This window comes from Nocardia sp. NPDC058518, assembly GCF_042719655.1.
GTDB lineage: Bacteria > Actinomycetota > Actinomycetes > Mycobacteriales > Mycobacteriaceae > Nocardia.
The window spans coordinates 50,382-72,075 of the sequence record NZ_JBHXNJ010000004.1 but is presented as its reverse complement, the minus strand read 5'-3'; the positions used below and the strand labels follow the sequence as shown (position 1 = coordinate 72,075).

Here is a 21,694-nt window from a genome sequence, read left to right as displayed (position 1 = left end):
GATTCCCGGGGCCGCCCGCAGGGCAATGCGACGAACCTAGGCGACGTTTTCGGGACTCGCCAACCCGACATGTGCACACAACTGTGGATAACTTGGGGGTAGTTCACCCGTTGTTGTGCAGCGCCTGTGGAAAACATGGGGAAAACCCAGGTCAGTACGGAAAAACGCCCTGCTAGGCCCCGGTTTGTCCAACTTCGGCCCTGTGGATGAAAGAAGTTCCGGCGTGTCGGTAAAGGTGAACAGCCGGGCGTGTTGGGTAAACAGCGATGGTGCAGGATATGACTGGAGTCACAAATCTGCCGGTCGGTTTCCTCGGTCATCCACAGGGTGAATAACCGGAGGTCAACAAGTTACCGACCGTGAGCCGCGCAACACGACCTCCGCCGACCGCGAGATGGGCTACCGATCAGTTATCGCGAAATCGGCCTGAAAAAGGCAAGCAGAAACCACCCCTATGCGCGCACAGGGGTGGTTTCCGGCGAACTCAGTTCGCAGCAACCTCGAGGTTGAACTTCGCCGACACATCGGGGTGCAGGTGCACCACGATGCCGTGCTTACCGGTCGCCTTGATGTGCGACTTCGGCAGCTCGATGCTGCGCTTGTCGACCACGGGGCCGCCGGCGGCCTTGATCGCCGAAGCCACGTCGGTGGTGGTGACCGAACCGAACAGCTTGCCGCTGTCGGCGGTCTTCACGGCAAGCGAAACTGCGGCGAGGCCCTCGATGGCCTGCTTCAGCTCGTTGGCGTGATCCAGGTCGCGCACCTTGCGGGCGTCCTGGGCGCGACGGATTCCGTCGACCTGCTTCTGGGCGCCACGGGTGGCCGGGATGGCCAAACCGCGGGGCAGCAGGAAGTTACGGCCGTAGCCGTCCTTGACCTCGACAAGGTCGCCGGGGGCGCCGAGGTTGTCGACATCAGCGGTGAGGATGAGCTTCATCTGTGTGACTCCCTTTCTCAGCGAGCGGTCGACACGTAAGGAAGCAGAGCCACCTCACGCGAGTTCTTGACGGCGACAGCGATGTCACGCTGGTGCTGCACGCAGTTGCCGGTGACGCGGCGAGCGCGGATCTTGCCGCGATCGCTGACGTACTTACGCAGCAGCGTGGTGTCCTTGTAATCGATATTGACGATTCCGGACTTTGCTTCCTTGCAGAAAGCACAGGCCTTCTTCTTCAGTACCTTTTCGCGCGCGGGCGCTTTAGGCATGGTTTTCTCTCCGTACTATGAGTGCCGTTCGATCAGAACGGCGGTTCGTCATCCATGCGGCCGCCGCCCCCGAAGGAGCCGGCCGCGGGCGCGCTACCCCACGGATCGTCTTCGCCACCGGCATTGCTGCCACCGGCCGGACGTCCGCCGCCATTGTTGGCGTTGTAGCCGCCTGCGCTAGATCCACCACCGGCATTGCCGGAACCACCACTGAAGCCGCCACCGCCGCCTCCGCCACCGCGACCGGCCTTGGAGACCTTCGCAGTCGCGTAACGCAGCGAGGGACCGACTTCGTCGACCTCGAGCTCGACCACAGTGCGCTTCTCACCCTCGCGGGTTTCGTAGGAGCGCTGCTTGAGCCGACCACTCACGATGACGCGAGCGCCTCGGGTCAGACTTTCGGCGACGTTCTCCGCTGCTTCACGCCAGATGTTGCAGCGCAGGAACAGAGCCTCGCCGTCTTTCCATTCGTTCGAATTGCGATCGAACACACGGGGAGTCGACGCGACGGTGAAATTTGCCACCGCTGCGCCTGCGGGCGTGAAACGAAGCTCCGGGTCTGCCGTCAAGTTTCCGATGACGGTAATGACCGTGTCGCCTGCCATGGGGTTCCTCCTGCTCGGGGTGCAGTCCGCATCTCGTGGATTTGCGCTCGAGCCTAAAGCCAGGCTCCGACAAATTCGAGGGTGCGGACTACTTGTCGTTGCGCAGAACCTTGGTGCGCAGCACCGTCTCGTTCAGGCCCAGCTGGCGGTCGAGTTCGCTCACGGTGGCCGGGGTCGCGGTCAGGTTGACGATCGCGTAAATGCCTTCGGCCTGCTTGGCGATTTCGTAGGCGAGCCGGCGGCGGCCCCAGATGTCGACCTTGTCGACGTTGCCGCCCTCGGTCTTGACGACCGTGAGCAGGGTATCCAGGGACTGCCCGACGATGCGCTCGTCCAGGCTCGGGTCGAGGATGACCATTACTTCATATTGACGCACGGACCAATCACCTCCTGTGGACTAGGAAACGGCCATGGACTCTCCATGGCAGGAGGGTTCGTTGCGTCAGCAACCCGCCAAGGCTACATGAGCGGGTAGTGACCAGCGAAATCGATGCCCGGCGCGGGTGTGCACGGGTGATCGGCGCGCCGCCGCATAATGTGGTCGCATGACCACAGTCGGCCCGCGACAGCGCGCAGCACGCCGCGGCGCGACGTGGGCCGCGGCCTTCAGCATCCTGGTGATGCTGCTGTGTGCACTCACTCTCGCGCTGGCCTATGCCAACAAGGCCAGGTGCGCGGGCGGCGCGATCGATGAATCCGGTCGCAGCCTGGTATTCGAGGAGCGCAAGGATTCGGATGTCTGCTATTCCGATATCCAATTCCTGTGGCTGGGCCGCGATATCGACAATCACGTCTTCCCGTACGTCGACGGCGCGATCACCGACGACGGGGCGCTGACCGGCGGCGCGGTGGAATACCCGGTACTCAGCGGCGTGCTGATGTGGGCGGGCGCCATCGGGGTGGACAACGACGCCGACTTCCTGTGGCACTCGGCGCTGTTGCTCGCGCCGTTCGCCCTGCTCACGGCCTGGATGCTGGCCCGGCTCGCAGGCCCGGCGGCGCTGCTGTGGGCGATCGGCCCGCCGCTGGTGCTCTACGCCTTCCACAACTGGGAACTGCCGGTGGTGTGCACGGCGGTGGCGGCGGTCTACGTGATGACGATGCTCACCGGCCTGTCCGTGCGCACCCGCGGAATCATCGCCGCGGTGCTGCTCGCGCTGGGTTTCTGTCTCAAGCTCTATCCCGGAATCTTCGTGCTCCCGCTCGCGGTGTTCGTGCTCACCGAGGGCGCCCCGCGCGGGCGGCGCCGGATCGGCGAGCTCGACGTGGCGGGTGCCGCGCAGACCCTGCTGGCCGCGATGGTCACGGTCGTGGCGGTGAACCTGCCGTTCGTACTGGCCGGGGTGGAGGGCTGGCGCGCCTCGATCACGTTCCAGCAGCTGCGCCAGGCCGACATCACCACCAACTCGATCTGGTACTGGGGCCACCAGCTCCTCTTCGGCCGGTCGGCGGAAACGACGCAGACCTGGCACGACGCTGTCGCGATCGCCTCGCCCGCCTTGATCTTCGGTGGGTTCGCGCTGGCTATGTGGCTGGGCTGGCGGCGCTGGACCCCCGATTCGGCGTACCCGTGGGTGGGCGTGAGCGCGGCGATGCTGGCCGCCTTCATGCTCTTCCACAAGGTGCATTCACCCCAGTACACCCTGTGGATAATTCCGTTCCTGGTGTTGCTGGAGGTGCCGTGGTCGCTGGTCGCGGCCTATCTGGTGGCCGACGCGGCGGTGGGCGTGGGGGTGTTCCGGTACTTCGCCGCGCTGGGTGAGGGCGAGGGCGTCGAGCTGATGGAAGGGATCGTCCAGTTCGGCGTGTGGTTGCGCACCGCCCTGTTGATCACCCTGTTCTTCCTCTTCCTGCGGGCGAGGGCGCGCGGCCCGCGCATCGAACCGAGCACCGCGCCGGGCCGCCAACTGCAACCCGCGTAGACGACAACGGCGGCGAATCCCCGAAGGGACTCGCCGCCGTTGTGGATCTTCGGCCGTTGATCAGCTGACCGGAGTGGATTCCTTGGCGTCCTCCACAGCGTCGGGCTCGGCCTTGCGGTTGCGCAGGACGCTGGAGACGAGCGCCGCGCCGATGAACGCCACGCCGATCAGGCCCGTGATGAGCTCGTTGACGTGCACGCCGATCGAGACGAGCAGGATCGCCGCCAGCGCACCGATCGCCCAGTGGGCGCCGTGCTCGAGGTACACGTAGTCCGACAGCGTGCCCTGGCGAACCAGGTACACCGTGATCGACCGGACGAACATCGCACCGATCAGGCCGAGGCCGAGCGCGATGATGATCGGGTCGGAGGTGATGGCGAACGCGCCGATGACACCGTCGAAGGAGAACGACGCATCGAGCACTTCCAGGTAGAGGAACAGGAAGAACGCGGCCTTACCGGTCGCCTTGACCAGCGTGGACGGGCCGCCCTTCGGGCCTTCTTCGAACTCCTCGGTGTGGAACATCGAACCGAGTCCGTCGACCAGGATGTAGACGATCATGCCGAGCAGGCCGGCGGCCAGCACGGTCGAGCGGTCCTCGTCCTTGGCCAGGAATTCGGCGACCAGCACCAGGCCGGTACCGGAGACGACCACCGACAGCATGTCGAGCTTGCCTGCCTTGGCCAGCGGCTTCTCGAGCCAGCTGAGCCAGGTGATGTCGCGCTCTTCGAAGATGAAGTTCAGGAACAGCAGCGCGAGGAACATGCCACCGAACGCCGCGATCTGCGGGTGCGCGTCGGTGAGCAGCGTCTCGTAGCTCGGGCTGCCGTCAGGGAAGGTGGCCGCGTCGTTCGGCGGCGGGTTGAGGGCCAGATCGAAGGCCTCGATCGGGTTCAGTCCGGCGGTGACCCACACGATGGCCAGCGGGAACACCAGACGCATACCGAACACGGCGATCAGCACGCCGATGGTCAGGAAGATCTTCTGCCAGAATTCGCTCATCCGTTCCAGGACGGTGGCGTTGATGACGGCGTTGTCGAACGACAGCGACACCTCGAGAATGCCGAGGATGGCGCACAGTGCGAGAGCGGTCAAGCCACCGTAGAGGTAGGCCACGACCAGCGAGACCACCGTGATGGCGATGGACAGGCCGAAGATGCGCGTTATCACGCGGAGGGACCTTTCTGTTTCGCACAAACAGGGGGCCCGATGTGTCGAGCCCCCTGTTCGCGATGATGACTAGACGTTGACGCCGTAGTCGCGGGCGATACCGGACAGGCCGGAGGCGTAACCCTGTCCAACAGCGCGGAACTTCCATTCGGCACCGTTGCGGTACAGCTCGCCGAAGACCATAGCGGTCTCGGTCGAGGCGTCCTCGGACAGGTCGTAGCGGGCGAGCTCGGTGCCGTTTGCCTTGTCGACCACGCGAATGTAGGCGTTGCGCACCTGACCGAACGACTGCGAGCGGGTCTCGGCATCGTAGATCGATACCGGGAAGAAGATGCTCTCGATGGTCGGCGGGGTGTTGGCGAGGTTGACGTCGATGACCTCGTCGTCGCCTTCGCCTTCACCCGTGGTGTTGTCGCCCTTGTGCTCGATGGCACCTTCGGGAGACTTCAGGTTGTTGAAGAACACGAAGTGCTTGTCGGAGACGACCTTCTTGTCGGCGCCGGTCGCGATGGCGCTGGCGTCGAGGTCGAAGTCGGTGCCGGTGGTGGTGCGCACGTCCCAGCCGAGGCCGACCGACACAGCGGTCAAGTTCGGAGCCTCTTTGGTCAGCGAAACGTTGCCGCCCTTGGACAGACTGACACCCATGCGGGAATCCCTTCGGTTAGTCCGGTGTGTCGTTTCCCAGCATGTCCGAATCGCCGGGTACCGCTACGACAGTAATAGGTTTCGCGGATCTTGCGTAGGAACCGTCTGCAGCCCAGGTTAACGGGGGGAATCTCCTACCATCGACGGCAGTGAGCGACGTGGTCCGCATGCGCGGTTCGGAAAGGGGATGTGCCGGTGACACCTCGCAGACGCGGATGGTTCAGATCGGGGGCGGATCATGAGTGGATCAGCGGGGCTCGGGCCGCTACCTCGGCCGCCTTTCTGGATATGGATCGCAGGCAAACGGCGGCGGAGGCGGGCGTGGTGGCCAGTGAGCAGGTCTTCCCCGAGCGCCGGATCGGCGCGATCTGGGAGCCGGTGCGCGCGCGGTGCTACGCCGCGGCGGGCGCGTACCTGAGCTACACCGATGAGCTCGACGCCGCCGAGGCCGCGGGCACCCCGATCGTGGACGGCCGGGCCAGAGCCGACGCGTTGGTCGGGCAGCTGAACGACGCCGCACGTGGGGTCGACGATTTCTACAACGCGCACCGCAACGGCCTCGCCGAAGCCGCGACCGTGCGGGCGTCGGTGCCGCAACTGCTCACGCATGTGCGTGCCGAGGCCGAGCAGGTACTGGCCGCGGCGGAGTCGTCCGGATTCACGAAATACCCCTCGATCTCCACTGGTGTAAGGAGGCTGAATGAGGCTCTGATCACAGCCTCTTCGACCGATCCCGGCACGGCTGTCGCGGGCGCGCGCGAGGCTGCGGCACAGGTGCAACAGGCGACCGCGGAATTGTCGAATGCATTGGCGCAGGCGCCTTCTCGTGCCTCGGCTGCCGCGAACGCGATCGCCTCGGTGACCACCAGGCTGGCCGCGGTCCGCAATCGCGCGGGCGCGCTCGGCCCGGCCTACTCCGCGCTGCTTCGTGAGTTCAGTGCTGCGAGTTCGGCGGACTTGACCAACAATGAGCGGGAAAGCCGTCGTGGCATGGACGCCGCCGACGAAGCGCTGGTCGGCGCGCGCGTCGCGGCAGCCGATCGTGATCCGGAGACCGCCCTTGATTTGACCGCCACCGCACGCGAGTACCTCGCCGAGGCCGAGCAGTTGGTCGACGCCGTCACCCGGCGCCTCGAATTGTTGCGTGAGGTACGTACCGACCCCGGAGCTCAGGCTCGCACCGTACGATTCCGGCTGCGGGACGCGCAGATGCTCGCGGTCGACCGAGGACTGGTCGCCGAGTGGGGCTCGGTTCTCGATGCACAAGCAGAACGCCTCGACCGCGTCACTGCCGGACTGACGGGTCGTCATCCAGACTATTGGGCGTATGTCACCGAGCTGGGTACCGTCGCAGAGTTCATCGCCGGTGTGGTCGAGCGCATCAGAAAACAAGCTTCCGAAAAGTAGAAATGACAATGGGTCGACAGATGAGGTGGGGGGAATGACCGCGGGCTACGCCATCGCACCGGAAGTTTGCTTGCGTAAGCAGGTGCCGCTGCGCCATTTCCAGCAGTTGCAGGGTCCCCGCAGCCGGGAGTTGTTCCTGGTGGAACCGGAGCCGATACAAGGCCACGAAGACCGGGAGTTATTGGCGACCGCGCTCGGCGCCACGCTGTATGTACCCGCGACCCGCCCCGATCTCGCCGCGACGATCCGCAGGCGGGCCGAGCGCGGGGTGTGCTCGATGGTGATCGACCTCGAGGACGCCGTCGCCGATCACCAGGTCGAGGCCGCCAAACAGCACGCCGTGGACACCCTGGATCTGCTCGCACGCAGCGAAGCCGCCAATCCGATGCTGTTCATCCGGGTCCGCGACGCGGCCTCGGTCGGCGAGCTGGTCGCCGCGCTCGGGCCGGGCGCCGACGTGCTCACCGGATTCGTCTTCCCCAAGTTCGACGCCGTCAGCGGGCCCGCCTACCTGGCCGCCCTCGACGACGCCAACCGCGAGCTCGGCCGTCCCGTCTACGCGATGCCGGTGCTCGAATCGGCGAACCTGGTGCACCGCCAGACCCGCGACGAGCAGCTCTCGCGCATCGCCGAACTGCTCGCCGGGCACCGTGAGCAGCTGCTGGCTGTGCGGATCGGCGCCACCGACATGTGCTCGACCTTCGGCATCCGCCGCGACCGCGACCTCACGATCTACGACGTGCGGGTGGTCGCCGACGTGATCGCCGATATCGTCAACTACCTCGGGCGCGTCGACGGCACCGGCTTCATCATCACCGGACCGGTGTGGGAGTACTTCGCCGATCACGAGCGGATGTTCCGGCCGCAGCTGCGCAGCGCGCCCTTCGAGGAATCCGACGCGGTGAAGTTCCGCCAGTACCTGGTGAGCCGCGACCTCGACGGCCTGCTGCGCGAGATCACCCTCGACCGCGCCAACGGCATCCAGGGCAAAACGGTGATCCACCCCTCGCATGTGGCGGTGGTACACGCGCTGTCGGTGGTGACCCACGAGGAGTACGCCGACGCGCTCGACATCATGGAGGCCGATGTCGGTGGCGTCGCGGCCTCGGAATACCGCAACAAGATGAACGAGATGCGCCCGCACCGCAGTTGGGCCCGCCAGACGCTGGTTCGGGCCCGTGCGTTCGGGGTCGCGAACAAGGGAGTGTCTTTCGTGGACTTGCTGACAGCGATGATCGCCGAATGAGTGCGTTCGAAACGCCATGGGCGACGGTGAATCTCGGTATCGAGCTGCATCACGGCGAGTCCTTCGCCGCGCGCTCGGCCGAGGATGGTTTGCCGGGTGAGGTGCGTGCGGCGACATCGGCCGATGACAGGCCGACTGACGGCGGGTTTGTCGCGTTGTCCGCTGAAAGCGTGCTGAAGGGCGAGCTTTCGATCGCCGCGCTGGTGCAGCCGGGTCTGCGTCGCAACCCGCGCCGGGCGCACCTGTTGGTGTCCACCGTGCTGGGCAAGCACCTGCCGACCGACCCGCGTGTGGTGATCGGCGCGGGCAATCGCCTGGGCGATCTCGTGCGTGAGGTGCTCGGTGATCGCGAAGCCGTGGTGCTCGGATTCGCCGAGACAGCAACAGGTTTGGGCCACTGTGTGGCCGCGCGGATCGATGCGGGTTGCTACCTGCACTCCACCCGCCGCCACGAGTCGCGAGCCGGCACGCTGACCGGCTTCGAAGAGGGCCATTCGCACGCCACCTCGCACCTGCTCCAGCCCGCGCCCGCCGCGATCTTCGCCAACGATCTCCCGCTGGTGCTGGTCGACGACGAGATCTCCACCGGCGACACCGCCATCGACGCGGTGCGCGCGCTGCACGCCTTCGCACCCCGCGCGCACTACGTGCTCGCCTCGCTGGTGGATATGCGGACGCCTGCCGATCGCACCAAATTCGAAGCTGCCGCAACCGAGCTCGGTGCGCGCATCGACACGGTCTGCCTGGCGTCCGGTAGCACCGAGCTGCCTTCCGGGCTGATCGACACGGTGACTGCCCTGCCCGATCCGCGGCTGAATCCGGTGGCAGACCGACCGGGTTCGTACGGCCGCATCCCATTGAGCTGGCCCGCGGACGTTCCCGAGGGTGGCAGGCACGGAATCCTGCGCTCGGATGCCGCTGCCTTCGACGTCGCGTTGAAATCCATCGCCGACGAGGTGAACACCCGCCTCGACGCCGAGTTCGCCGGGCGCCCGGTCATCGTCATCGGCCACGAAGAACTCATGTACCTGCCCCTGCGCCTGGCCGCCGACCTGGCCGACGCGGGCACCCCGGCCCGCTTCCAAACCACCACCCGCTCACCGGCATACGTCCTCGACGATCCCGGCTACCCGCTGCGCCGCGGCTTCCGCTTCACCGCCCCGGAACCGGACCCCACCGCCCAGCGCTACCTGTACAACGCGCAGTGGCCCGACGCCGACCCGGTCCTGCTGGTCGTCATCGATCCCCCCGCCGACACCCCCGAATTGGTCGCCCCCGGCGGCCTGGTCGACGTCCTCACCGCATCGGGCGCCGATGTCCTGATCGCGGCGCTCCCTGGGGCGGATCCCCGTGCGCTGCATGCGGGCCGTACCGCTGAGCTGGTAGCTGTGACAGCGTCACTGTCCGCGTCGCACAACGATTCCGCTACCTGTGCGGATTCGCCGGGCCGCAGGCAATCGCCCGCGGAAACCGGCTCGGACCGGGACGGCCACGCGGATCACCGTGGCTGCCCGAGCTCCGCCGACTCGAATCAGCCCGGTGCCGACCCGATCCCCGTTGCCCTGCACGGCCCCGGGTTCGGCTCCTATGCGCCCGAGGATGTTTCGTGGCTGCTGAAGGATCTCTCGGACGCTGATCTGGAAGCCGATGTGACGGAACGTGAACGGCGCATCCAGGCCGGTGTGGCCCATTACGCCGAGTCGTTGCCGGTGGAGTTCCAGCCCGACGCCGAATACCGCGAGCTCTTCGATCGCGTGCTGGCCGACAGTGCCGAGCGACTGGCGCTGGCAGTCGCGACAGTGGCAGAACTCGTTGTCGCCGAACGCGGTGAGAACGTTGTCCTGGTCTCGCTGGCCAGGGCGGGTACGCCCGTCGGCGTGCTCATGCGCCGTTGGCTCGTCAGCGGGATCGGCCGCGAACCGCTTGCCGTCCCGCACTACGCCGTGTCGATCGTGCGTGACCGCGGCATCGACGCGGTGGCACTGGACTACCTCGCCCGCCACCACGATCCGTCCTCGATCGTCTTCGTCGACGGCTGGACCGGCAAGGGTGCGATCACCCACGAACTCACCGCCGCTCTCGACGCGTATCACGCCGCGGGTGGCGCCCGGTTCAACGACGAGCTCGTCGTCCTCGCCGATCCCGCCAACTGCGTGCGCACCTACGGCACCCGCGACGACTTCCTCATCGCCTCCGCCTGTCTGAATTCGACAGTGTCAGGGCTGGTTTCACGAACGGTCCTCAACGACACCTTGATCGGGCCCGGCGAGTTCCACGGTGCCAAGTTCTACCGAGACCTGATCGACTCCGATGTCTCGAACCAGCTGATCGACACCGTCACAGCGGCTTTCGACGCGATCGGCGACAAGGTCCCGGCCGCCGTCGCCGCGATCCGCGATTCCGACCGCACCCCGGACTGGTCCGGGTGGGCGTCGGTAGAGAAGGTCCGCGCCGAATACGACATCAGCACAGTCAATTACGTGAAGCCCGGCGTCGGCGAGACCACTCGCGTGCTGTTGCGCCGGGTACCGTGGCGGGTGCTGGTCCGCGAGGCAGACGCACCGGAGCACGCCCACATCCGCCTGCTCGCCGCGGCGCGCAATGTCCCGGTGGAAGTGGTCCCCGACCTGGCCTACTCCTGTATGGGCCTGATCAAGGAGCTATCCCGGTGACCGCCGAGTCCCTCTTCGCGACCGATCTGGATCGCACGATGATCTTCTCCCGCAACGGCTTCGGTGGTGCCGAAGCCGTTGCGAAGGAGTGTGTCGAGTACTACGAGGGCGAACCCCTCTCCTACATGACCACCACCGCCGTCGCCGCCCTGCGCGAACTCGCCGACATCGCCCCGGTGATCCCCACGACCACCCGCACGATCGAACAGTTCCAGCGCATCACCCTTCCTGGTGCCCCCTGGCGCTACGCCATCACCAGCAACGGTGGCAACATCCTCGTCGACGGCATTCCCGACCCGGCCTGGCGCGTCGCCATCGACGACCAGGTCAATGCGTCCGGCGCCACTCTCGCCGATGTCGGTGCCGAATTACGTTCGCGCACAGACGATTCCTGGGTCACCAAGTACCGCGAGGCCGACGAGCTGTTCTGCTACCTGGTTGTCCTCCCCGACCGGGTCCCCGCCGGTTTCCTCGCCGAATGGGATACCTGGTGCCGCGCCAACGGCTGGTCGGCGTCCCAGCAGGGCCGCAAGATTTACACCATGCCCGACGCCGTCTGCAAGAGTCTCGCCGTCGCCGAAGTTCGCCGAAGGCTGACCGAATCCGGCGACCTGGCCACCGGGGCAACCCTGTTCACCGCGGGTGACGGCGCACTGGACGCCGAAATGCTGAAGGCGGCCGATGCCGCGATCCGCCCGCGCCACGGCGAACTGGAAGAACTGAACTTCACCGCGCCCAACCTCACGATCACCACGGCAGCGGGAATCCTGGCAGGCGAGGAAATCCTCGATTGGTTCCATACCGCGCAGCAGCGCACTGTGCCGGTCGGTTAGCCGGCGAAAACCCGGGTGCCGCGACGGCACCCGGGTTCGACGCGTTCAGTACTGCTGCGGCTGACCAGCCAGCTGCTGAGCGATCACACCTTGAATACGCTGTAGACCACCGACCGTGACACCGCTCTGGAGCTGGCCCTCGATGGTGCGGACCAGCGCGTTGTCGCTCATGATCTTCTCGGTCGACTGAATCAGCACAGTGCCCGCGCCGGTGAAGTCGAACTGACGCTCCTCGCCGGAGTTGGCGCCCATCCTGGCCGCGCCCGCCGCGAGGAAGCTGCCGATCCAGCCCTGGTCGTAGTGGTGACTGGGCGAAGGGCAATCGGCCCAGCCGACAAGGGATTCGGGGTCGACGCGCAGGGGCGGCTCGGCGAACATCACCGGCCCGTTGGAGGACGCGAGGAACTTACCGGTGCCGATCAGCGTGAGGAACCCGGGCACGATCGACTGCTTGAGCGCCAGTCCCGGTTCGAAGGCCAGCAGATTCGCACCACGGATGGTGAGGTTGCCTTCTTCGAGGTCATAGGAATTGATGTCGTAACCGCGGTCGCCGATGATCAGCTTGCCGTGGCCCTGCGCCACCACGTAGTCGCCCGCGAACAGCGGCGCCGAGAACTGGCTGCTCACCATGTGCATCAGGCCGCCCTGCAGCCCGTGCGTGAGCATCTGGAACTCGATCTGGCCGTAGTAGGCGATCATCGCGCCCTTGCGCATGAACCACGGCCCGGTCAGGTCGATGCAGTAGGCGTAGCTGTTACCCGGAATGTTGTCGCTGGCACCGAGATTCATCGGCGAGAGGATTTCGCTCATCGGTTCACAACTTCTCTTCGGAGGCCTGCACGTACACCACACCCTGTCCGTGGCAATGCAATTGCATCGCCTCGCCGGCGCCGCGGCCCACCGCGTCGCGCCAGCTCATCGCGGATTTCAGTTCGGTCTGCACATTGCCGTACGCGGCGACGAACGCCTGCGGGTCGACAACGACCGGATTCGGTCCGCCCACCTGGAGTTCCAGGAATCCACCGTGCGCGAGCAGTACCGCCGAACCCTGACCACTGAGCTGCGTGGTGAACATGCCCGTGCCGGTCGCTACGCCCGCCGCGGCACCGCGCAGCGCGCCCATCAAACCGCCACCACCACCGCCGCCGCCACCCGAACTGGCCACGGACACCACGGAAGCCTGCAATCCGGCCGACTGCGCGAGCAGTCGCGAAGCCTCGGCTCGCATCACCGCGCCCGGCTGCATCTGCACCACGTGCACTTCGAGCCCGGCGAATCCGTAATGGACTTCGCCGTTGCCCTGCGCCAGCATGGTTCGCTCGTGCTCACCGGCCATCATCTGCCCGGCCATCCGCATCAAACCACCACCGCCCATGCCCTGACCGGCGCCGGGAATCTGATGCGGCGCGAACGCCACCTGACCCGTGTAGAACAGCATCGCGCCGGAGCGGGCGACGACGCCGCCCGCCTGCCCGACGTTTACCTTCACGACCTTGCTGTTGACCTTCTCGAACATCGCCTGCCCCTACCGTTCCGCCGGCTGGATCAGCACGACACCCTGGCCGTCGAACCGCAGCGAGAACGCCTCGCCCGCATCCTGGCCGACCATCGTCCGCCACGAGACATCGGTGACGAACGACTGGTTGAGATTTCCGCGCGAAGCGACGAACGCGTCGGGATCCACGATCAGCGGATACTGCGGCGTCACCTCGAGGTGAATCAGCGGCCCACCGGCCGACAGCAGCGCCACCTGCCCCTGACCGCTGACCGTGGTGGTGAACAGCCCGCTGCCCGCCGACATCCCGCCGACCCCGGCGAACCGCACATCGGTGCGCAGATTGCCCGCGAAGGCCAGCAGTTGCTGCGACTCCACCTGCAGTGTCTCGTTGTTCAGGTTCACCACGGTGACGTTCTGGCCGTTCACCGCCAAGAACACGCGCCCGTTGCCGTTGCACTCCATCAGTGACAGTTTCTCGCCGGTGGCGCGGCGCTTGAGGCCGTTGAGCACGCCCTCGCCGCCGCCGAACCCGGCCGATTTGAACTGCACATTGCCTTCGTAGGCCACCATCGAGCCTGCGATCGCGCGGATGCTCGTCCCCGCGAGCTGCGCCTCGATCACCTTCTTCGACTGTTCGAACAATTGCGCCATGACAGGCTCCGCTGTCCCCTCTGAATAGGCGGCGAACCGCCGCCGTCCGACTGCGTCGTCACCCTAACCGATCAGGCGAAACTCCGCCCGCGACGCCGGACAATGTGTGCCCGCGGCACAACGCCCGGACGCGTGCGCCCGGTTTCTCGTAGAGTGGCAGGCGAGTCTCGTCGACACCCCACAACGACAAGCGAAGGGTCGAACTTGTCTGCAACACTCGCCAAGGGCCAGAACGGCCCGGTGGCCGTCAGTGACGTGGTGATCTCGCTCCAGGTCACCGCACCGGCCGACCTGTCCGCTCTCCTCGTGACCGAGCAGGGCAAGGTCCGCACCGACGCTGATTTCGTCTTCTACAACCAGCCGAGTGGGCCGGGTGTCGATCTGCGCCCCGGGCCGGCGGGTCAGCCTGCCTCGCTTGCTATTTCGCTGCCCGCGGTACCCGCCGACATCGATCAGATCCGCGCGGTGATCACCCTCGACGATGCGAACAGCAGTTTCGGCCGCTTCGCCCCGCCCACCGCCATCGTCTCCGACGCATCGGGCAACCAGCTGTTCAGCTACCAGATCGATGGTCTCGACGCCGAGTCGATCGTGATCGCGCTCGAGCTGTACCGCCGTCAGGGCAGCTGGAAGGTGCGCGCTGTCGGCCAGGGCTACGCCGGTGGTTTCGCGGCACTGGTCACCGATCACGGTGTGCAGGTTGATGATTCGCCCGCGCAGGCCGCCCCGCAGCAGGCGCCGCCGCCCCCGCCGCAGCAGGCCCCGCCCGCGTACCCGGCGCAATCCGCGCCCAGCTACCCGCAGCAGCCCGCGCCCGCCTACGCCCCGCCCGGTGGTGGCTATCCGCCCCCGCCCGGCCCGGCCCAGCAGCCGCCCGGTGGTGGCTACCCGCCGCCGCCCGGACAGGGCTTCCCACCGCCCGCGCAGGGTGCGCCACCGGCGCCGCAGCAGCCGCCCGCCGAGATCAGTTTGAGCAAGGATCGCCCGGTCAGCCTGCAAAAGGGCCAGCGGGTGACGCTGCGCAAGGAGGGCGGCGCCGCGCTGACCTTCGTGAAGATGGGCCTCGGCTGGGACCCGGTGCGCACGCGCGGGATGTTCGGCAACCGCACCGTCGACATCGACCTCGACGCCTCGGTCTGCCTGTTCGCCGACCAGAACCTCGTCGACGTGGCCTACTACGGCCAGCTGTCGTCGAAGGACGGTTCGGTGCGCCACCAGGGTGACAACCTCACCGGCGAGGGCGAGGGCGACGACGAGATGATCCTCGTCGACCTGACCAGGATCCCGGCGCACATCAGCACGCTGCTGTTCATCGTCACCTCCTACAAGGGTCACTCCTTCGAGCAGGTGCAGAACGCGTTCAGCCGCCTGATCGACGGCACCACCAACGCCGAGCTGGCGCGCTACACCCTCGCGGGCGGCATGCCGTTCACCGCGATGGCGATGGCGAAGGTGTACCGCGTCGGCGGCGACTGGAAGATGCAGGCGCTCGGCGAGGGCTTCAACGCCAAGCACCCCGGCGAAGCGGTGCCCCAACTGGGCCGATTCCTCGGCGGCAACTAAAACCGCGACAGAGCAGGGCAGACACCGTGATTCACCTGAAGGCGGGGCAGAACACTGCTCTGACCGCTGATTCCGTGCGCTTCACCGCGCAGACCGCAGGCGCCGTCGAACTCGGGGCGCTGGTGGTCGGCGAGGATCTGCGGGTTCGCGACGTGCACGATCACGTGTGCGCGTCGCGGCCCGCGGCACCTGGCGTGAGCTTCGCCGGGGCGGCGGTGGATCTCACGCTGTCGCAGATCAGGTCCGACGCGCATGCTGTGCTGCTGTTCGTCGTCGGCGGGCAGACGCTGGGCACCGTCACCGCCGTGCTGTACGAAAACGGCAGTCCGGCTGCTGAATTCGTCATCGCGCCCACGTCCGGTGAGAGCGCGCTGATCTGCCTCGAGGTGTACCGGCGCGGTGGTGGCTGGAAGTTGCGGGCGCTCGGTCAGGGTTACGCGGGCGGCGCGGCACAATTGCTCACCGCGCACGGCGTGACCGCGCCCGAGCCCGCACCGGCGCAGGCGTGGCAGCCCGCACCACTGGCACCGCCGAGCGCCCCCACCGAGACGGTCGCGCGACCCGTACCCACATCGGGCATTCCGCTCGAGGTCGACCACGGCCTGCAACGCATGTGGATGATCTTCGAAGACGCCGCCCGCTCGGCCGCCGCGCTCGTCTCGGCCCGCGACTACGCGACCAAACGCCTGGATCAGGAACTCTCCGAAGCGGTTTCGAACCCGGCGACCCGTAATACCCCCGCCGCCGACGCGGCTCGCGCCCAAGCGCAACGTCGCCACGACGATCTGGTGGCCCTCGCCGACGCCGACCACCGTCGCGACAGCGACCAGCTCGGCCACGAGATCGCCGAGGCCGACGCTTCCATGCCCGCCGCGCTGGCCTCCTGGCTCGCTCCCGCATGGACCACCCGCGCCGCCCGCAGCGACGGCATCCGCCTCGGCGAGCTCTACGCGCTCGACCGCGGCGGCCTTCGCGTGCCGTATTGCGTTCCGGTGCCGCTGAATCGGCCGCTGTGGGTCGACACCGAATCCACCGGCGCGGCCGCACGCGTGATCGGCGCGCTGGTGGCCCGCCTCGTCGCCGCGATCCCCGACAAGCCGACCAAGGTCGACCTGATCGACCTCACCGGCGGCCTGCGCACCCTCGCCGCCCCCCTCGCCCCCCTCTTGGCGGGCCCGGTGATCGCCGACCACGGCGACATCTCCGCCCGCCTCGCCGAGCTCGCCCACGCGGCCGAACTCGCCGAAATCGCCTACAACAGTGGACAAGCCGTACCCCCGACCGAACACCGCATCCTCGTCGCCGCCGACTTCCCCCACGGCTACCAGGGCAGCGATGTAGTGCGCCTGGGCCAGCTGATGGTCCGCGGCGACCTGATCGGCCTGTCCCTGGTCATAGTCGGCAGCGGTAGCGGCGAATTCGGCGACGGCCCGGTGGACCTGCTGGCCCAGTCGTGCAGACACCTGCCCACCATGCCCGGCACCCCGCTCTTCGACCCCTGGACAGGCAACGCCTGGGAACTCGACCTCGACATGCTCCCCGCCGAGCCCGAACTCCAGGCCCGCTACTTACGAATGTAGAACCGGGGTTCCGGTCAGTTCAGCACCGACACGGGTCGGGAGCTGATCGTTGCCTGCCTCGGGCGCAGGAATTCCGGGAGCCAGGGGAGTAGTGGGTCTAGGGCTCGGTCGAGGACGCCGCCTGCGGGGTCGTCGACGAAGTCGCGGCGGACCACGTCGTTCTGGGGGCGCAGGATCTCGTAGACGATCAGTGCGCATAATCCGAGTACCGCCAGGTCGCGCAGGACGACGGTGCCGGTGAACCACTGTTCCGGCAGGCCCTTGTTGTCCTCGCCGAGGTAGTAGTACATCCGCGGTACCCAGACGAGTGCGTCGATCGTCATCCAGGCCAGCAGGATTCGCCGATGCGGCAGCGCGAGTACTGCCAGCGGCACCAGCCACAGCGAGTACTGCGGGCTCCACACCTTGTTCGTCAGCAGGAAGGCCGCGACGACAAGGAAGCACAGCTGGGTCAGGCGTGGGCGCCGTGGCGCGGTGAGCGCGAGGTAGGCGATGCCCGCGCAGGCGGCGACGAAGGCCAGCAGCGAGACCGTGTTCAGGATGGTCGGCGGCTCGCCGTGCCCGATCGGGCCGTCGAAGCCCGCCCAGCCGGTGAACGAGGTGATCACGTTGTAGATCGAGTCGGGGTCGGCGTGCCGAGTGGTGTTGAGCCGGAAGAACTCTCGCCAGCCCTCGGGGTACAGCGCCGCGATCGGGAGGTTCACCGCAGCCCATGTTCCCGCGGCGGCGAGCACGGTGAGGGTGGCCGCGCCGAGCGGGCGCAATGCGAAAAGGTGTGTCCTCGCCGGTGTCTCACGCAACCAGGTGCGGGCGCTTTCGAGGCTGTCGACATCGCGCAACCGCAGCCCGGCCCGTGCGGCGGGCTGACGCTGCATCGGGTCGATCCGCATGCACAGCACCACGATCGGCCCGAGCAGCAACAGCGGATACAACTTCGCCGCCCCGCCGAGTCCGAGCAGAACGCCCGCGAGCACCGGCTTACGCCGCGCCCACGCCAACAGCCCCGTCGCCGCGAAAGCCGTTGCGAGAGCATCGAAGTTGGTGAACATGTGCACGATCACCAACGGCGACACCGCGATCAACGCAGCGTCCCAAACCCGGCGCCCGGCTAATCGCGACGACGCCCACACCGTGATCAGCCACCCGACCGAAAGGCCGAGTGCGACAACGTTGAAGTACACCACCACCGACAGCGCACCGGGCAGCGGCAGGTGATCCCAGACATTGCCGATCTGCATCGCCGCGTACTGGTATAGGCCCGAAAGCACCGGATACTCCATGTATCTGGTCTCGGTGCCACCGTCGGGCGTCGATTCGGTCCAGGATTTCTTGTACGGGAACGCGCCCTCGTTGAGCCGTTCGGCGCCGTAGAGCGGCACCGTGTCGGAGTAGCACATGGCCACGTACTGGCGGCCGTTGTTCCAGTCCAGCATCAGGCCACCCTCGCCGTCGCTGGTCTGCTGGATGCAGCCGGCCTTGGCGGTCCAGCCCAGGGCCAGGAATATCACCGTGAAGGCGAACAGCACCCGCAGCGGCGTCCAGAACCGCACCCGCCCGATCAGCGCGTGATCGCCGACCGGGCCGCCGATCACGGTGGAGAGCTGCGCGGTCAGTGAATCGTTGCGGCTGGGCCGGTCCCGCGCATCGATCGAGCGCAGGTCGGGTGCCAGCCGGGCGGGCGCCACGTACCCCACCTCGCGGCCCGGCCGGGTACCACTCGACGCCGGCTGGTCCGCGAGTTGCTGATCGGTCACGACATCCGAGGCTACCGGTGGCTACCGGGATCGGGTCGGCGTGGTTCCCGCGCCGCTGCTCTCGTTGTCGTTGCCCGAGGCACCGTTGGTCGGTCTGGTCGACCCGCCGTTGCCATTTCCCGGCGTCGCGGGCGAGCCATCCGGGCCTGCCGTCGGCTGACCGGGCAGCGGGCCCGCACCGGTCTCAGCAGGCGACTGCTGCGACTGCGGCACCGCGGGCTGCTGCACCCCCGGCACCGGAATCCGGATGCCGGGCAGGATCTCGACCTGCGAGGGCACGATCACCGGCGGCACGATCGCCGGAGCGGTGGTGGACGGCGCGGTGTAGGGCGCCGACCATTCCGGGACACCGGCCTGGCCCTTGATCGGGGTGGGCTTGGGGAACGACTCGTTCGACGTGCCCGACAGCGCGCCGTCCATCGTCGCCTTCCAGATGTCGGAAGGCAGACCGGAACCGTAGATGCTGCCGCCGCCGTAGTTCTTGAGCGGGTCGCCCTGCTCGGTGCCGACCCAGACCGCGGTCGACAGCGACGGGGTGTACCCGACCATCCAGGCGTCACGGTTGTTGCCGGTGTCGCCGAGCTGGTGGGTGCCGGTCTTGGACGCGGACTCCCGGCCACCGGCCAGGTTGTGGTTGCGCGAGTACGCCGCGATCGGCTTCATCGCCGCGGTGACGTTGTCGGCCACGGCCGCGCTCACCCGCTGCTCACCGGCGGGCTCGCCGCGGTCGAGCAGCACCTGCCCGTCGGCGGTCACGACCTTCTGCACGAAGTGCGGCGCGTGGTAGACGCCAGACGCCGCCAGAGTGGCATACGCCGAGGCCATGTCGAGCGGCCGCGACTGGTACTGGCCGAGCACGATGCCGTTGTTGGGGCCCACGCCGCCGGGCTCGGTCAGCGTCTCGCCGACACCGGGCAGCTCCTTCGCGATACCGAGCTTGTGGCCCATATCGGCGATCTTCTGCGGCCCGTTCTGCATGTCCAGCTGCATGCGGTAGAAGCTGGTGTTCAGCGAACGCTTGAGTGCCTCGGCGATGGTGCACATGCCGCAGCCCTCGCCCTCGACATTGCCGATCTTGATGCCGTTGACGGTGATCGGTCCACTGTCGTAGAGCTGCGAAAGCGGAACGCCCTGTTCGAGATTCGCGGCAAGGCCGATCACCTTGAACGAAGAACCCGTCGGCAGACCGGCATTGGCGAAGTCAAAGCCCTGACCGTCGCTACCGCCGTAGTAGGCGCGGACCGCACCGGTGCGCGGGTCGACCGAGACCACCGCGGTGCGCAGGTTCTCCGGCTCGCCTTCGAGCTTGCCCTGCGCGGCCTTGATCGCGGCGTCCTGCGCCTTCTGGTCGATCGTGGTGGTGATCTGCAGGCCTTCGGTGTTCAGCTGCTGCTCGCTGATGCCGGCGGTCGAGAGCTCTTGGAGCACCTGGTTCTTCACCAGGCCGGACGGGCCCTCGTCGTTGTTCTTGTCGCCCAGCGATTCCAGCGAGACCACCTGCGGGTACTGCATCCCCTGACGCTCCGTCGCGGGCAGGTTGTTCTCCGCGACCATGCCGTCGAGCACGTAGTTCCAGCGCGTCCTCGCGCCCTCGGGGTTCTTCTCCGGATCCAGCATCGAGGGCAGCTGGATCGTGGCGGCGAGGACAGCGCCCTCGGCCACGGTCAGCTCCTGCACCGGCTTGCCGAAGTAGGACTTGGACGCGGCGTCGATGCCGTACGCGCCACGACCGAAGTAGATGGTGTTCAGGTAGGCGGCGAGGATGTCTTCCTTGCTCCACTGCCGCGCCATCTTGGCCGAGATCACCAGCTCGTGCATCTTGCGCGTCATCGACCGCTCGTCACCGACCAGCGCGTTCTTCACGTACTGCTGGGTGATCGTGGAACCACCACCGGCGCTTTCCTTGCCGAGGATGTTGTCGCGGGCGGCGCGGGCGAAGCCCGAGACCGAGAAGCCGGGGTTGGTGTAGAAGTCGCGGTCCTCGGCGGCGATCACGGCATTGCGCACGTGCGGCGGGATCTGATCGATCGAGACCTCGGTGCGGTTGCCCTGCGGCGGAACCACCTTGCTGATCTCGGTGGTGCCGTCGCTGGCGAAGATCGTCGCTACCTGGTTGGTCTCCAGATCGCCCGGCTTCGGCACCGATACCGCCGTGTAGGCGACCAGGAACACCGCGCTCGGCACGACGATGGCAAGGGCCATCAGGACATAGAGCGTCCGGCGAACGATCCGCCATGGCGATTTCTTCACCGCACCAGCACTACCCGAGCCGTCGTCGCCCCCGCCGCCGGCGCGGCGGCTGCGCGGACCGGTCGGCGGCGGTGTGCCACCCACACCCGCGGCACGACGTTCACCGGTGCTCGGGCCACCCACGGTGGCGCGACGTTCACCGGACGTGGGGCCACCGGGGCGTCGCCCCGCACCGGCCCGTGCGGCCGCGGCGGCACCGCCCGCGCGGGCTGTCCGCGCTACGTCTTCGTTCGCACCGCGCACGGTCCTGCCTGCACCGGTCTGACCCGAACGCACGGTCGACTCGTCGGGGCCGCCGGGACGCGGCAACTTCTGGGTGGCACCGGCAGCGGGCGTGCCGGGACGGCCCGGCTGCACGGGCCTGCCCTGCGGCGGCCTGCCCTGACCGGGCGCACCCTGCGGAGCCGGCCCACCCTGCGGTCCACCCGGACGCTGCGGGGGCGGACCAGGCCGGCGCGGCGGCATCCCACCGGGCGGCGGACCCTGCTGACGATTCGGCGGCGGCCCCTGCGGACCACGCCCTCCAGGCACCGGACCACCCTGCGGACGCCCACCCTGCGCGGGACCACCGGGCGCACCCTGCGGGCGCGGGCCCGCGGGCGGCATCGGCCGACGCGGCGGGGGACCGCCGGGCCGATCACCCGACTGTGGGGGGAGACCCGGTTGCGCACCCCGAGCCGGACGGCCGCCGC

At 67.5% G+C, this 21,694-nt stretch carries 18 protein-coding genes; 7 read left to right on the top strand and 11 right to left on the bottom strand.

The genetic code is table 11. The features are described 5' to 3' along the window. Window positions 1–484: 484 nt before the first annotated feature. The 4 genes from rplI to rpsF all read right to left on the bottom strand — a co-directional run bounded on the left by rplI (window position 485) and on the right by rpsF (window position 2,187). Window positions 485–937 carry a 50S ribosomal protein L9 gene (gene rplI / locus ACFWPX_RS09385; RefSeq protein ID WP_378916044.1) on the bottom strand — a complete coding sequence of 151 codons (453 nt, stop codon included), beginning with the start codon at window positions 935–937 and terminating at the stop codon, window positions 485–487. A 17-nt stretch (window positions 938–954) separates the two neighbouring features. Next, a complete protein-coding gene (rpsR, locus tag ACFWPX_RS09380; protein WP_056823934.1) occupies window positions 955–1,206 on the bottom strand; it encodes a 30S ribosomal protein S18 in 252 nt (83 codons plus the stop codon). 32 nt (window positions 1,207–1,238) lie between these two features. Continuing rightward, window positions 1,239–1,811 carry a single-stranded DNA-binding protein gene (locus ACFWPX_RS09375; RefSeq protein ID WP_378904447.1) on the bottom strand — a complete coding sequence of 191 codons (573 nt, stop codon included), beginning with the start codon at window positions 1,809–1,811 and terminating at the stop codon, window positions 1,239–1,241. 88 nt (window positions 1,812–1,899) lie between these two features. Further along, window positions 1,900–2,187 (bottom strand): 30S ribosomal protein S6, encoded by a 288-nt coding sequence (gene rpsF / locus ACFWPX_RS09370; protein WP_056823926.1) that lies wholly within the window; start codon window positions 2,185–2,187, stop codon window positions 1,900–1,902. A 169-nt stretch (window positions 2,188–2,356) separates the two neighbouring features. Between rpsF and ACFWPX_RS09365 the strand changes: the two genes are divergently transcribed. Further along, complete coding sequence (locus ACFWPX_RS09365) at window positions 2,357–3,733, top strand: hypothetical protein (protein ID WP_378927014.1); 1,377 nt, start codon at window positions 2,357–2,359, stop codon at window positions 3,731–3,733. Between the two features lie 60 nt (window positions 3,734–3,793). Here the strand turns inward: ACFWPX_RS09365 and ACFWPX_RS09360 are convergent, their stop codons facing one another. Beyond that, complete coding sequence (locus tag ACFWPX_RS09360) at window positions 3,794–4,903, bottom strand: DUF475 domain-containing protein (protein WP_378916050.1); 1,110 nt, start codon at window positions 4,901–4,903, stop codon at window positions 3,794–3,796. Window positions 4,904–4,972: 69 nt separating this feature from the next. Then, window positions 4,973–5,548: a TerD family protein gene (locus ACFWPX_RS09355; protein WP_266294605.1), complete on the bottom strand. Its 576-nt coding sequence runs from the start codon at window positions 5,546–5,548 to the stop codon at window positions 4,973–4,975. A gap of 288 nt (window positions 5,549–5,836) precedes the next feature. On the opposite strand from ACFWPX_RS09355, the gene ACFWPX_RS09350 reads away from it, so the two are divergent. From ACFWPX_RS09350 to ACFWPX_RS09335, 4 genes are read left to right on the top strand one after another with little or no spacing between them, the layout of a single operon-like run. Further along, entirely contained in the window at window positions 5,837–6,955 is a 1,119-nt protein-coding gene (locus tag ACFWPX_RS09350) for a hypothetical protein (protein WP_378927013.1), read from the top strand. Between the two features lie 34 nt (window positions 6,956–6,989). Next, entirely contained in the window at window positions 6,990–8,201 is a 1,212-nt protein-coding gene (locus ACFWPX_RS09345) for an HpcH/HpaI aldolase/citrate lyase family protein (RefSeq protein WP_378916056.1), read from the top strand. Further along, window positions 8,198–10,873, top strand: a complete 2,676-nt coding sequence (locus ACFWPX_RS09340; RefSeq protein WP_378927012.1) for a phosphoribosyltransferase — start codon at window positions 8,198–8,200, stop codon at window positions 10,871–10,873. The genes ACFWPX_RS09345 and ACFWPX_RS09340 overlap by 4 nt, the downstream gene beginning before the upstream one ends. A gap of 38 nt (window positions 10,874–10,911) precedes the next feature. Further along, window positions 10,912–11,706 carry an HAD family hydrolase gene (locus ACFWPX_RS09335; RefSeq protein ID WP_378927213.1) on the top strand — a complete coding sequence of 265 codons (795 nt, stop codon included), beginning with the start codon at window positions 10,912–10,914 and terminating at the stop codon, window positions 11,704–11,706. 45 nt (window positions 11,707–11,751) lie between these two features. On the opposite strand, the gene ACFWPX_RS09330 is transcribed toward ACFWPX_RS09335, so the two are convergent. Genes ACFWPX_RS09330 through ACFWPX_RS09320 form a run of 3 tightly spaced genes read right to left on the bottom strand, consistent with a single transcriptional unit; the run spans window position 11,752 to window position 13,855 of the window. Then, entirely contained in the window at window positions 11,752–12,516 is a 765-nt protein-coding gene (locus ACFWPX_RS09330) for an AIM24 family protein (protein WP_378916062.1), read from the bottom strand. A 4-nt stretch (window positions 12,517–12,520) separates the two neighbouring features. Then, window positions 12,521–13,222, bottom strand: coding sequence for an AIM24 family protein (locus tag ACFWPX_RS09325; protein ID WP_378916065.1), 702 nt, complete (start codon window positions 13,220–13,222; stop codon window positions 12,521–12,523). 9 nt (window positions 13,223–13,231) lie between these two features. Next, entirely contained in the window at window positions 13,232–13,855 is a 624-nt protein-coding gene (locus ACFWPX_RS09320; protein ID WP_378916068.1) for an AIM24 family protein, read from the bottom strand. 204 nt (window positions 13,856–14,059) lie between these two features. On the opposite strand from ACFWPX_RS09320, the gene ACFWPX_RS09315 reads away from it, so the two are divergent. Together ACFWPX_RS09315 and ACFWPX_RS09310 are read left to right on the top strand one after the other, a co-directional pair. After that, window positions 14,060–15,418, top strand: a complete 1,359-nt coding sequence (locus ACFWPX_RS09315; protein WP_378927011.1) for a TerD family protein — start codon at window positions 14,060–14,062, stop codon at window positions 15,416–15,418. Window positions 15,419–15,444: 26 nt separating this feature from the next. Continuing rightward, a complete protein-coding gene (locus ACFWPX_RS09310) occupies window positions 15,445–16,998 on the top strand; it encodes a TerD family protein (protein WP_378927010.1) in 1,554 nt (517 codons plus the stop codon). A gap of 14 nt (window positions 16,999–17,012) precedes the next feature. Here ACFWPX_RS09310 and ACFWPX_RS09305 read toward each other — a convergent pair whose 3' ends face one another. Next, entirely contained in the window at window positions 17,013–18,752 is a 1,740-nt protein-coding gene (locus tag ACFWPX_RS09305; protein ID WP_378927009.1) for a glycosyltransferase family 87 protein, read from the bottom strand. 21 nt (window positions 18,753–18,773) lie between these two features. After that, on the bottom strand, window positions 18,774–20,954 hold the full coding sequence (locus tag ACFWPX_RS09300; protein ID WP_378927211.1) for a transglycosylase domain-containing protein: 2,181 nt from the start codon (window positions 20,952–20,954) through the stop codon (window positions 18,774–18,776). Window positions 20,955–21,694: the final 740 nt, after the last annotated feature.

What these genes read in the sequence shown, in the direction of transcription:
- rplI (WP_378916044.1), bottom strand. Translation starts at nt 937, where the DNA reads ATGAAGCTCATCCTCACCGCTGATGTCGACAACCTCGGCGCCCCCGGC.
- rpsR (WP_056823934.1), bottom strand. Translation starts at nt 1,206, where the DNA reads ATGCCTAAAGCGCCCGCGCGCGAAAAGGTACTGAAGAAGAAGGCCTGT.
- ACFWPX_RS09375 (WP_378904447.1), bottom strand. Translation starts at nt 1,811, where the DNA reads ATGGCAGGCGACACGGTCATTACCGTCATCGGAAACTTGACGGCAGAC.
- ACFWPX_RS09365 (WP_378927014.1), top strand. Translation starts at nt 2,357, where the DNA reads ATGACCACAGTCGGCCCGCGACAGCGCGCAGCACGCCGCGGCGCGACG.
- ACFWPX_RS09355 (WP_266294605.1), bottom strand. Translation starts at nt 5,548, where the DNA reads ATGGGTGTCAGTCTGTCCAAGGGCGGCAACGTTTCGCTGACCAAAGAG.
- ACFWPX_RS09350 (WP_378927013.1), top strand. Translation starts at nt 5,837, where the DNA reads ATGGATCGCAGGCAAACGGCGGCGGAGGCGGGCGTGGTGGCCAGTGAG.
- ACFWPX_RS09345 (WP_378916056.1), top strand. Translation starts at nt 6,990, where the DNA reads ATGACCGCGGGCTACGCCATCGCACCGGAAGTTTGCTTGCGTAAGCAG.
- ACFWPX_RS09340 (WP_378927012.1), top strand. Translation starts at nt 8,198, where the DNA reads ATGAGTGCGTTCGAAACGCCATGGGCGACGGTGAATCTCGGTATCGAG.
- ACFWPX_RS09335 (WP_378927213.1), top strand. Translation starts at nt 10,912, where the DNA reads ATGATCTTCTCCCGCAACGGCTTCGGTGGTGCCGAAGCCGTTGCGAAG.
- ACFWPX_RS09330 (WP_378916062.1), bottom strand. Translation starts at nt 12,516, where the DNA reads ATGAGCGAAATCCTCTCGCCGATGAATCTCGGTGCCAGCGACAACATT.
- ACFWPX_RS09325 (WP_378916065.1), bottom strand. Translation starts at nt 13,222, where the DNA reads ATGTTCGAGAAGGTCAACAGCAAGGTCGTGAAGGTAAACGTCGGGCAG.
- ACFWPX_RS09320 (WP_378916068.1), bottom strand. Translation starts at nt 13,855, where the DNA reads ATGGCGCAATTGTTCGAACAGTCGAAGAAGGTGATCGAGGCGCAGCTC.
- ACFWPX_RS09300 (WP_378927211.1), bottom strand. Translation starts at nt 20,954, where the DNA reads ATGGCCCTTGCCATCGTCGTGCCGAGCGCGGTGTTCCTGGTCGCCTAC.